This window comes from Xylanibacter rodentium (assembly GCF_013166575.1).
GTDB lineage: Bacteria > Bacteroidota > Bacteroidia > Bacteroidales > Bacteroidaceae > Prevotella > Prevotella rodentium.
Map to the genome: position 1 here is coordinate 66,308 of NZ_JABKKE010000002.1, position 11,827 is coordinate 78,134.

General features: G+C 51.9%; 8 protein-coding genes. 3 read left to right on the plus strand and 5 right to left on the minus strand.

Annotation, left to right across the window (positions count from 1 at the left end; all coding sequences use genetic code 11):
• Positions 1-137: 137 nt before the first annotated feature.
• Both HPS55_RS01995 and HPS55_RS02000 read right to left on the minus strand, forming a co-directional pair.
• Positions 138-3,509, minus strand: coding sequence for a DUF5107 domain-containing protein (locus tag HPS55_RS01995; protein WP_172176678.1), 3,372 nt, complete (start codon positions 3,507-3,509; stop codon positions 138-140).
• Between the two features lie 84 nt (positions 3,510-3,593).
• On the minus strand, positions 3,594-4,985 hold the full coding sequence (locus HPS55_RS02000; protein WP_172176680.1) for a sugar porter family MFS transporter: 1,392 nt from the start codon (positions 4,983-4,985) through the stop codon (positions 3,594-3,596).
• 260 nt (positions 4,986-5,245) lie between these two features.
• Here HPS55_RS02000 and HPS55_RS02005 point away from each other — a divergent pair, with 260 nt between their 5' ends.
• Together HPS55_RS02005 and HPS55_RS02010 are read left to right on the plus strand one after the other, a co-directional pair.
• Entirely contained in the window at positions 5,246-6,160 is a 915-nt protein-coding gene (locus HPS55_RS02005) for an AraC family transcriptional regulator (RefSeq protein WP_172176682.1), read from the plus strand.
• 210 nt (positions 6,161-6,370) lie between these two features.
• Positions 6,371-8,059 carry a SulP family inorganic anion transporter gene (locus tag HPS55_RS02010; protein WP_172176684.1) on the plus strand — a complete coding sequence of 563 codons (1,689 nt, stop codon included), beginning with the start codon at positions 6,371-6,373 and terminating at the stop codon, positions 8,057-8,059.
• A gap of 197 nt (positions 8,060-8,256) precedes the next feature.
• On the opposite strand, the gene HPS55_RS02015 is transcribed toward HPS55_RS02010, so the two are convergent.
• Positions 8,257-8,613: an MmcQ/YjbR family DNA-binding protein gene (locus tag HPS55_RS02015; protein WP_172176686.1), complete on the minus strand. Its 357-nt coding sequence runs from the start codon at positions 8,611-8,613 to the stop codon at positions 8,257-8,259.
• 261 nt (positions 8,614-8,874) lie between these two features.
• On the opposite strand from HPS55_RS02015, the gene HPS55_RS02020 reads away from it, so the two are divergent.
• Positions 8,875-9,333, plus strand: coding sequence for a DUF4112 domain-containing protein (locus HPS55_RS02020; RefSeq protein WP_172176688.1), 459 nt, complete (start codon positions 8,875-8,877; stop codon positions 9,331-9,333).
• Here HPS55_RS02020 and bla read toward each other — a convergent pair.
• Positions 9,330-10,220, minus strand: a complete 891-nt coding sequence (gene bla, locus HPS55_RS02025) for a class A beta-lactamase (protein WP_172176690.1) — start codon at positions 10,218-10,220, stop codon at positions 9,330-9,332. The two genes, HPS55_RS02020 and bla, sit on opposite strands and share 4 nt — an antisense overlap.
• 5 nt (positions 10,221-10,225) lie before the next feature.
• On the minus strand, positions 10,226-11,782 hold the full coding sequence (locus HPS55_RS02030; protein WP_172176692.1) for a DHHW family protein: 1,557 nt from the start codon (positions 11,780-11,782) through the stop codon (positions 10,226-10,228).
• Between the last annotated feature and the right edge of the window lie 45 nt (positions 11,783-11,827).

Below are 11,827 nucleotides of genomic sequence, written 5' to 3' on the forward strand. Positions count from 1 at the left end.
TTATCTTGTTCGTGTATGTTATGCAAGAATAGCGGAGGGCCGGCAAGCGACCGCTTCCATCCTGCAAATTTACACATAATGTATGAATAACAATCATTTATAAGAGCATTTTCTTGAAGCGAAAAGCCTATACACTATCATATCTTGTCTATCAAATCCACCAGTGACATGAATGTCCGGGCCCCCTGATGGTTGGAGTCGGCAGCAAGAAGCTCGTCAAGATAGCGCTGAGAGCGGGCAGTGTCGCCAAGTCCGTAGTATCCCAAAACGAGCATATACAGGCAGTGGATGCGGTTGCGCACGTCGAGCGAATCCTCCCATATGAGCAGATCGGGCAGCGACACGGCAAAATAGTCCATCACTTGCTTCTCGAAGATGTGGTTGCAGCCGTAAGTCACCAGACGGTTGAAGCGGCCGTTGGCCTTGTCGCGTCGTCCGAGCCGGATCAGAGCCATGCCCTGATAGAATATCTTGTCGGGCTTGGCGTCATTGTAGTACATCGCAGCGGCAGGTTCCTGCGGGCCTTCGGTAGCACGCTCCCACCACTCGCAGGCAGCGGCTTCGTCGCCCTGCGCGCTCTTGGCACATCCCAACAGATAGTGGAAATCGTTCTCCTGTGCGCCGTGCAATTTGCCCTCGCCGAGGTGATGCGGATATTCCAGACACTGGAGCAGCAGCTCCTCGGCACGTGCGGCGTTGCCCTCAGCCAGTGCACGCTTTGCCAGTTCGGTGCGGCATATCTGATACTGTGCCGGCACCTTGCCTTCACCGCCCTCCCAGGGATGGAAGATATGACTGTCGATAAGCTCCATTGCCTCCTCGTAGCGACCGGTGAGATTGAGCAGTGTGGCCTGCTCAAGCATCAGGTCGTCGCGGCGTGCTGTGAGCCCGGCGTGCTTTTCAAGCAGTGCGAGGCGCTCGGCGTGCGGACGCTGCATGCGGCGGTAGAGCTGGTCGAGCTCCATGAGTATGCGCGCATCAGTGCTGTCGAGGCTGAAAGCCAGTTCCATGTACTCCACGGCTTCCTTCTGACGGTCGAGCTTGTTGAAGTAAGCCAATGCCAGATTACGCCATACGGTGGGCATCTTCGGGTCGAGCGCAGCCGAACGCTCCCATGCGCTTATGGCCACGTCGTACTGACGGCGGTCGTAGTAGAGGCATCCCAGATAGTAGTGGGCACGTGCTCCCACGCTGTTTTCGCGGATGGCGGCGGTGAGAGCCACCACGGCCTCGGGACGGTTGGGGAAGCAGTAGTCGGGCGAAGCGGCCTCGGCCTCGGCCCAGCGGCCCATATAGTAATATGTCATCGGCGTGACGGCACCTTCGCTCTCGGCCATGGCCCAGATGGCGGAAGCCTCGTCGCGGCGTCCGGCAGCCATATAGTCGAGCGCCACCTCGTCGTAATTGTCAGCCGAACCACGCAGCATGGTGCGCATTGTGTCGAGTTCGGCAGCATCGCCGGTAATCATCCAGCGTTCGTAACGGCACACATAGTTGAAGCGGTCGAAGGCCAGCGACTCGTCGATGAAGCGCAGACGCTCGGCCTCGGCTATGCCCATCAGGCGCATCACCACGGCACGCAGCGCACGGCCCTTGTGGTTGTGCCAGTTGGAGGCAAGGCAGCGGTCAGTTTCTTCGAGCGCATCGGCTATCCGGCCCTGCGCCACCGAAATCTGTGCGGCCTCAAAATATCCGGCATCGGCCCACGCCTTGTTCCATGTAGACTTCCAGAATCGCTCGTAAGCCTCGTCGAGTTTACCTTGATACTTGAGCGCCAGACCGAGGTTGTAAATCGGTTCGCCGTCGTAGGGGTTGGGGTTGCGACGTGTTATCACGGCCACGGCACGGCGCAGATACTGCTCGGCACGGTCGAAACGGCCGCGGCGCAGATACCACAGTCCTATGGCATTGTTGCACCGGTAGTCGGCGGGATCGCGGCGCAGAGCCTCCTCGTAGTAGTCGGTAGGACTGTAAGTGGCGTGGCGGTACTGCTCGAGGTGCAGCCCGGTGAGGTAGAGTTGCTCGTTGGTCTTCACATCCTGCGGCTGCTGTGCAGGCTCGGCTGCGGGCGGTGTGGGGCGAATCTCGTCGGGCTCGGGGCGCCAGATTAATTTCTTAAATGAAGAATCTTTTGCAAATGAAGAGTTAAGAGTGAAAAGTGAAGAGTTTGCTGCCGCTGTGGCATTGGATTCTGATTCTTTATTCTTCATTATATATTCTTCATTTCCAAAAGATTCTTCATTTACCACGGCCTCCAATTCCGCAAAGCGGGTGCTGCCGGTGGCTATCGTCTCGTCGAAAATATCTTCGGGCGACAAGACAAGGGTATTGTCATAATATACGATGCCGTCGGTAGAACGCAGGACGATGTGCGTGTTCATACGAGATGTGGCCATAAGGCGCACACGCACAGTGCCTGGAGCGTCCGGCTCGACGTTGAGAATGAAGTCGCGCGAGGCCTGCTTCACCATGCCCAGTTCGCGGTAAGGCATGAAATACTGCGTGAAACGCTTCTCTTCGTAAGGCATCAGCCACGTAAAGTCGGGCTGGTTTTCGGTGTACACACCGGCCATCAGCTCGATGTAAGGGCCGTCGGCATCGGTGAGGTTGCGGTCCCAGGCACGGCCGAAATCGCCGTTACCCCATGTCCACTGTTTCTTACCGGGCGACAGGTGGCGGCTGGCCACGTGCAGCATACCGGCACGGGTATCGTTCTCATAGCCTCCTTCGAAATTGTATTTGGAGTTTACGCCCATGTAGGATGTGGGCACCTTGATGTTGCGGTAATTGGAAATGTCGACTCCGGCCGAATAGTCCATTTTATAATATGTGCCGGTGGCGATGGGGAAACTCGACACAGCGCGCTTGCCGTGGTCGAACACAGCGTTGATGTCCGGCGGGAACACGCTCTGGTACTCGTCGTTCACGGCCACGGCAGGGTTGGCCCACCACAGGAATGTCTGCGGCATATCAGTGCGGTTGTACAGCACACCGCGTATCTCGAGATAGGCGCAACCGGGGCGCAGCGTGAAGCCGGCCATACCCTTCTGATGGGTCATGCGCTCCATCTCGTTCACCCATACGGTAACGGAACCGTCGGCATTCTCCTCAATAGTTGAGTCGACAGGCAGATAGGTGGACGGACGGTGGTGCTGAGGCCAGTTGAACTCGATGCCTCCGCTTATCCACGGGCCTGTAAGACCAACAAGTGCCGGTTTGATGACATGGTTGTAGTAAACGAAGTGGCGACGTCGAATCTTGTCATAGGCCATCTGCACACGGCCGCCCAGCTCGGGCAGTATCATCACCTTGATGTATTCGTTCTCTATGTACACCGCCTTATACTCGCAGTCGGTCTTCTCGTCGCTTATCGACTCTATCACCGGATAAGGATAAACGGCTCCACTCGAGCCCTGATATACTCTCTTTTCGAGGAATATCGGATTCTTTTCAGGCTGTCCCACCTCGTATGTAGGTATGACAACCGTCTCTCTCCATGCTTTTACCATAACTATATCTGATATTTGTTTCTATTCTGTTGTTGTTTCACTCTTTCAAAAAAACGTGGAAAGATGGTGTTACCCTGTTCTTTCTTACTTATTCTCAAATTCCTTCTCAATGTCTTCAAGGCTCTTGCCTTTGGTCTCGGGCAGGCGCCGCAAGAAATAAGCAAGCCCTGAAAGGCATATCACGGCGTAGAGCCAGAACGTTCCGCTGCTGCCGAGCGAGGCATTGAGAGACGGGAAAGAGAACGTGAGTGTGGTGCAGCCCGTCCACAGTGCAAACGTACATGTGGCCATGGCTACGCCGCGCACACGTGTGGGGAATATCTCGGCGAGCAGAACCCATGTCACCGGACCGAGCGACATGGCGTAGCAGGCTATGGCTGACACCACAAGCATCACCATAAAGAAGCCCGTGACGTTCATGTAGTAGCACGTGCCGAGAATGAGATACACCACGCCGAGCCCTCCTGCACCGAGGAGCATGAGCGAGCGGCGGCCCCAACGGTCGACAGTGTAGAAGGCAACCACGGTAAACACCACGTTGGCAATGCCCGTTATGACGATGTTGAACAGCACATCGCCCACGCTGTAACCTGCGGCTGAGAATATCTCCTGAGCATAGTTGAAAATGACGTTGGTACCGCACCACTGCTGGAAAACAGCCACTATCACGCCAAGCATAAGCACCGAGGCATAGCGGTGCGAGAAAAGTGTGCGCAACGAACCGCCCGAGGCGTCACTCCGGCCGGCATTTTCACGCATGGCATCAGCCTCGCGGCGGGCATACTGCTCACCGCCAATGCGTGTCATAGTGGCCAGGGCCGACAGCTCCCGACCGTTCTGCATCTGCCAGCGCGGACTCTCGGGAATGATGAAAGACAGCACCAGAAAGACTGTGGCGGGTATGGCTTCGGCCCAAAACATCCAGCGCCAGCCGGTCTGTCCGTTCCACGAAGCCAGGATTTCGGTCACGCCGAATCCCTCGGGCACCGGCTCGGCCAGCTGCCAGTTGACTATCTGTGCACCGAGAATGCCGAGCACGATGGTCATCTGGTTGAGTGACACAAGACGACCGCGCACCTCCGACGGCGAAATCTCTGCGATGTACATAGGCGACAGTGCCGACGCCACACCGATGCCAACGCCTCCCACGAAGCGCGCTATATTAAATAAGGTGAAGTCGCTCACGGCTCCAGTGCCTACGGCCGACAGCGTGAAGAGCACGGCAGAGATGACAAGCAACGGACGACGGCCGTAACGGTCGGCCATGGCGCCGGCCACCATCGCTCCCACAAGGCATCCCACAAGGGCCGTAGACATGGCCACGCCCTGCATCAGCGGACTGTCGGAAATGCCGAAAAATACTTCGTAGAACGGTTTCGCTCCACCGATAACCACCCAGTCGTAACCAAAGAGCAAACCGCCCATGGCCGATACGAGGCAGATAAACCCGATAAATGTTTTGTTGTAATTATCCATAACAGTTGCGGTTAGCAATACATCACAGTTCCACACGTGCACGCCGCCTTGCCGAAGCAGACGCAAGTGTCTTACACGGAGTTTGTTTGTAGAGTGCAAATATACGAAGATATTGTCGGATATAAAATAGATAAAGAGCACGAAAAAGATGGACTTTTTTACAATTGCACCGGTGTTTTATGCATATCTTTCCTATAAAGAAAAAGATTCTTTATGATATCGGTGTGAGAATCTCGTGAATTATATGTACATTTGCACATATGAAACAGAAAGACGGATTCATCGGCGAACGTTCGATTGTACTGCCACAGATGATCATAGACATGGAAAAGGCCGACCCGCTTGTGTCGAGCCTGTACATCACCGACATCGGATACTATCCGCATGCCCGTGGCCACTATCGCGAACGCAAAGTTCCAATAGCCCAACACGTACTTATATATTGTGTGGATGGTGCGGGATGGTATAGCATGGGCAACAGCCAATTGCAGCGCATCGGTGCCAATCAGTTTGTTATCCTGCCGGCCGGCAAACCACACGCCTACCACTCCGATACCGACAATCCCTGGACAATATACTGGGTACACTTCACTGGCACGCAGTCAGACCTATACGCCCGCGGAGCCATGCAGCCGCAAGATGTAAAGCCGGGCATATACTCGCGGATAAACCACCGCAACGACATTTTCGAGGAGATATACAACACGCTGTCCGAGACATTCTCACGCGACAGTCTGCGCTACGTATCATCGATGCTGCACTACTATCTGGCATCCATGCGCTACCTGAACACCTACCGTATGGCAGGAAACAGAATCGACGACGGAGACGTGGTGGCGGCGGCCGTGCACTATATGAACGAGAACATGGAGCGCAGACTCACACTCAAAGAAATTGCCAAATACACAGGCTATTCATCAGGACACTTCTCTGCAATGTTCAAACACAAGACCGGCAACAGTCCGCTCGCCTATTACAACAGGCTGAAGATTGAACAGGCCTGCCGAATGCTTGTCAACACAAAGATGCGCATCAACCAGATATGCCACAAAGTCGGCTTTGACGACAACTACTACTTCTCGCGAATGTTCACCCGCATCGTCGGCATATCGCCACGCCGTTACCGCGAGGAACACAGCATAAAAAATGAAGAACACGGCATAATGGACGTATAAGATTTCATTTTTATATTTCCATTTCGTCGATTTCCACATACAGAAATACCGGCATGTTTTATTTACATCTACGGAAAAAAGACCAAGCAATATACATAGAACAGGAAAAACGCAGGATGGTAAAGAAAACTTAATATTTGTTTTGTTGTCTGAAATATTTAGCGTACCTTTGCGGCTCATTTTTCAGAATAACAAAGAATAAACAGACAAATGAAAGCATTTGCATTCAAACCGAAGTTGGTCTCAACTTTGAAAAATTACAATCGTAAAACTTTCATGGCCGACCTCATGGCCGGCATAATCGTGGGCATAGTAGCTCTACCGCTTGCCATAGCTTTCGGTATCGCCTCGGGCGTGACACCGGAGAAAGGCATCATCACAGCCATCGTTGCCGGCCTTATCATCTCCGTCTTCGGAGGCAGCCGCGTGCAGATAGGAGGCCCCACAGGAGCGTTCATCATCATCATCTACGGCATCATCCAGCAATACGGCTTCGAGGGGCTGACCATAGCAACACTCATGGCCGGTGCTTTCCTTGTGATGTTCGGACTGCTACGCCTGGGCACCATAATCAAGTACATTCCATACCCCATAGTTGTGGGCTTCACCAGCGGTATCGCCGTGACCATATTTACAACGCAGATAAAAGATCTATTCGGACTGACGATGACCGAAGTGCCGTCAGACTTCATCGAAAAATGGATTGCCTACGCCCACTGTTTCGGCAGTGTCGACCCGTGGAGTGCCGCAGTCGGAATACTGAGCGTGGCCGTGATAGCCGTTACGCCAAAGTTCAGCAAGAAGATTCCCGGCTCGCTCATTGCCATCATCATCATGACTGTGGCTGTGCTGCTGCTCAAACAGTTTGCCGGGGTGAGCACTGTCGAAACCATCGGCGACCGCTTCGCCATCAGCAACGAGCTGCCAGAGGCCCACATGCCGGCAATGACGTGGGAAACAGTGAAAAGCCTTGTCTCACCGGCCATAACCATTGCCATCCTCGGAGCCATAGAGTCACTGCTGTCGGCTACGGTAGCCGACGGTGTGATAGGCGACCGACACGACTCCAACACCGAGCTCGTAGCGCAGGGACTGGCCAATCTGGCGTCACCGCTGTTCGGCGGTATCCCTGCCACAGGAGCCATTGCCCGCACCATGACCAACATCAACAACGGCGGACGCACCCCCGTGGCCGGCATAATCCATGCTGTGGTGCTCCTGATGATCTTCCTGTTTCTCATGCCGCTGGCACAGTATATCCCGATGGCATGTCTGGCCGGTGTACTCGTAGTGGTGTCATACGGCATGTGCGGATGGCGCTCGTTCGCCGCTCTGATGAAGAATCCAAAGAGCGATGTGTCGGTGCTGCTCATAACATTCTTCCTTACCATCATCTTCGACCTGACCATCGCCATCGAGGTGGGCCTCATAATCGCCTGTCTGCTCTTCATGAAACGAATGTCGGAGACGACAGACGTCAAGGTGATATCCGACGAAATAGATCCCAACGATGAGGCTGACATCGAGACGGGCAATCTGGAACACCTCGTCATACCGCAAGGTGTGGAGGTATACGAGATAAACGGTCCGTACTTCTTCGGTGCGGGCAACCGTTTCGAAGAAATTATGGCGGCGTTCGGCGACCGCCCCAAAGTGCGCATCATACGTATGCGTAAGGTTCCGTTTGTCGACTCCACCGGCATCCATAACTTGCAAAACCTCTGCACAATGAGCCGCAACGAAGGCATACAGATAGTGCTGTCGGGAGTAAATCCGAAAGTGGAAGCTGTGCTCAAACGATCGGGATTCAACGAGACAATAGGTAACGAAAACATATGCAACCACATCGACCTTGCCCTGGAAAGAGCACGGAAGATTGTAGATAAATTCTCTGATTGAGAATTTATCTAATTGAGAATTGAAAAATTTATCTAATTGAGAATTGAAAATGGAAAATTGATAATTATGATATGCTTTATTAAAAGAGATGTGATGTTCTTTTTTGCTGCAAAAGCTGAGAACAACAGGAATTCCTGGGGCATATCATAATTATCAATTTTCCATTTTCAATTCTCAGTTAGAGAAGTTTTCAATTCTCAATTAGAACCGGCATACTCTTCACGCATCTTCTTTGTGAACTTCTTCACCACCTCATCCAAGGAATGGTCTATGAGACTGCACAACAACTCGTCCGGAACATCAGAACCGAACCATATCTGATTCCAGTATTTCTTGTTGAAATGAAAGGCCGGCTCCACAGCCGAATATTTCTCACGTAACTCCAGGGCATAAACGGCATCGCATTTCAATATTATCATATCGGGATTGTCAAGCGACAACACAGCGAACATCTTACCCATAACCTTGAACACAAGCGTAACGTCGTCAAACGGGAAGCACTCCTCACAGCCTTTTTTGGCAATGCAATACTCTCTGGCCTTCTCTATATCCATAATACTATAAAACAACAGTCCTTTCCCTATAAAACGAAATAGCGGTTGCTATATTGTCTCCATATGAAGAGATTTCGGTAAAAAACAATCTGCACGGCTGGCAATCGGATACATGCTTAGTGAAATATTCTTATATGCAACAATGATTAAATGTATTTCACAATAATAACATAAGTATAAAAGCACATTCTTTGTAACTTTGCATGACTGTAGGCACAATATCAAAGCTATTGGAAGAAACAAGAAAAGGGGGAAACATATATGAGAAACAGAGAAGAACTGAAAAGGCATCCGATGTTCGTCACACTCGAACGGATTGCACTATACATGGACAAATATTATATAGACGGTGTGATAGGACTGCTGCCGGCTGTGGGTGACGTGTTCTCGGCATTGTGCACAGTGCCGTTCGTGTATTTTACGCTGGTAGTGGCACGTTCGGTACCACTTACCTTGGCCGTAATCAACAACACACTGCGTGACATTCTTGTAGGTATGATACCGTTCTTTGTGGGCGACGTGCTCGACTTTTTCTACAGGTCTAACTCGCGCAACCTGCGTATGATTATCGGATTTGTAAACGGCGAGCAACGCATCGTAAGGGATGTCAACCGAAAGGCGTGGCAGTCTGTGGCGGTGATGATTATTCTCATTGCACTCATCGTACTTATGATAGTGCTGCTCATGAAGCTGGGAACATGGGTGGTTTCGTTGTTCTAACGCAGTGAAGCCATCTTGACGACATATTCATACACCACCCCGGATATATCGGCGATTATCTTTTCCGTTGACGCCATGTCGCCCGACGATTCATTTACAAATACAGCAATCGAATAATGACGGCCGTCCGGCAAAATTACGTGGCCTACATCGTTTATGCCTATGAGTTTTCCACGACTGTCGCGGTCGCCTGTACCGGTCTTGTGGGCTATCACGGCCGGAATGCCCTTAAACGGAGCGGGAAGACGACCTGTACCAGTGGCACACTGAGTCATCATCTCCCATATATAATCGAGAACACCGTGGCGACTGTCGCGCATGGCCACAAACCGCTCTACAAGTTGTGCTGCGGCAAGCGGTGTGGTATAATTGTCCATACAACGTGATACGTCAGTGTGCATATCATCTTCTGTAGCGCTTATGGAAAAGCCGTCAATACCAAGCGAACGCATATACCGGTCGGTGGCTGCCGGACCTCCGGTGCGGTCGAAAAGAACGTCGCAGGCGTTGTTGTCACTCTGCTGCAATGTATATCGCAGCAGTTCGGCAACGGTCAGGCCCACCTCACCGTCGGGATACTCGTCGCGCATAGGGCTCCATGTTCCGGGACGCATCTCTTCAAGTCCTACATGTATCATCGTATCAACGGGCAATCCTCGACGTGACAGCCAGTCAGCCACATATAGTGACTGGTGAAATTTCATAACGCTCATCATCGGATACCTACGTTCGTTGTTCACCGTGACAATGTCACGACCGCTTATTATCACCGCTACACCGACTTCAGCGTCACGGCCGGCAATAATATTCTCTATTTGCCGTTGCAAAGATTGTGCCACGGATCCAAGAGGAATTAACACAAGCAGTATCAAAAACGTCTTTCTCATTTTCTTCATTCCTGTTCGGTTGATGATGTATTATCCGGCTGTCCCACAAAGGCACTTCCGGCAGATTCCGTCGATGGGTCGGCCTGTTGTACCGGGGCTTCCTCAGGATGAACCGGTTTGCCCGTACCTGCATGTCCTGCTGTATCGGCACCCACTGCTTTCTGACGGTCATGAACATCTGCCGGTGCTGTAACCGATGTAGAGTCGGTCCTGTGCTTCACGATGCCTCCGGCCTGATCGAGGAAACGTATATAGGCATTGGCTATGCGTGGGGAATAGGCATTGAAGATGTTGTTGGCAAATAGAATGTCTGTTATTCTGTTGTCATGCACATATTGCACCATATTCTTTGTGAAATAGCGCGAATCCACCACATGCACCTCTTCAAACGATCCGAACAGATAACCGGGCAAGGCATTGCCGAAACTGTCCTTAAGAATCATTACCCGCCGTCCGTTCTTGACGGATGTGCGCACTTGGGTTATCTTGGTGTCGCCACCCATGAAAGTGCAGTAAGCTCCACCGTTGCCGTCGCGATAGTGCATGAAAAACACGCCTCGCATGGGACGGCTCTCACCCGTTACATGATAGTTCTTGTCAATGGTATAAGTGATGTATGTAGTGGTGTACTCGACCCCGCGCGGCATATAATAGACAAAATCCTCGGGCGCGTTCTTGATGGAAATGTCTTTGGAATAACCATACATGCTGCCCACATAACGGTGTACCACACGCCGTTCGTAGTCTTTAAGCGGCATGAACGGCACACCGGCAACACGGGCGAACTCTTCGGCAGCATAATATGCACCGAGCGGCGCCCAATGATGGTCGGTGCGCAGATAGATGTCTTCACCGGCATGCTTGCCAAGAGTGGTATATATGTCGACAGCCTTGACTGATTCCGACAGATGTGCAAAGATGTTACGGATAGTGAGCAGCTGGCTGTTGGTGTAACGCTTCACCTTGTCGGGACAATAGTATTCAATTGCTGTTGGAATGACCATGCAATATACATTGACCCCGTTTCCAAAACGCTCTTTATATTTGTTGGCAGCCTCAGCATACTTTACTCCGCCTTTAGGTCCCCCGCCATATGCCATCAGTGCACGGACGTTGTCGCCCGTACCCACGACGACAATGCCGGCATTTGCAATCTTTGCATTATCGTCGGCCGTGACATGATTCTCATATTCGCCTATATCACGATTCTGCCGTTCCTTTATCAGTGCCGAGTCTATTTCCTCACCGGCATCACCGTCCGGCTGCACATCCTTCGAGGCATGGAATGTCACATCGTCTTCCGATTTGGCCAGCCCCATGTAACTCTTGATGTACATGCTCAATGCCATAAGGTCGTCACGGAAAGGCTCACTGTCGCTGAACCACGATGATATTTCACGTGTGAACGAGCCGTCACAAAGTTTTTCGGAGGTATATTCAGGAAAAACAGCAAGTTCACGACGCTCCAGCTCGGACACGGTGCTTCGTGGAAAAGTGTCGAACACTACCGTAAACGCAACGAACACAATGGTCATGAGCGTGATATATATATAATGCTTCATATGTGCAAAGATGTGATAGTCGGTATATTTATATTTGACAATGCG

Excerpts from the sequence above, each read along its gene's own strand:
- HPS55_RS02020 (WP_172176688.1), top strand. The coding sequence starts at position 8,875 with ATGAGAAACAGAGAAGAACTGAAAAGGCATCCGATGTTCGTCACACTC.
- bla (WP_172176690.1), bottom strand. The coding sequence starts at position 10,220 with ATGAGAAAGACGTTTTTGATACTGCTTGTGTTAATTCCTCTTGGATCC.
- HPS55_RS02010 (WP_172176684.1), top strand. The coding sequence starts at position 6,371 with ATGAAAGCATTTGCATTCAAACCGAAGTTGGTCTCAACTTTGAAAAAT.
- HPS55_RS02030 (WP_172176692.1), bottom strand. The coding sequence starts at position 11,782 with ATGAAGCATTATATATATATCACGCTCATGACCATTGTGTTCGTTGCG.
- HPS55_RS02015 (WP_172176686.1), bottom strand. The coding sequence starts at position 8,613 with ATGGATATAGAGAAGGCCAGAGAGTATTGCATTGCCAAAAAAGGCTGT.
- HPS55_RS02005 (WP_172176682.1), top strand. The coding sequence starts at position 5,246 with ATGAAACAGAAAGACGGATTCATCGGCGAACGTTCGATTGTACTGCCA.
- HPS55_RS01995 (WP_172176678.1), bottom strand. The coding sequence starts at position 3,509 with ATGGTAAAAGCATGGAGAGAGACGGTTGTCATACCTACATACGAGGTG.
- HPS55_RS02000 (WP_172176680.1), bottom strand. The coding sequence starts at position 4,985 with ATGGATAATTACAACAAAACATTTATCGGGTTTATCTGCCTCGTATCG.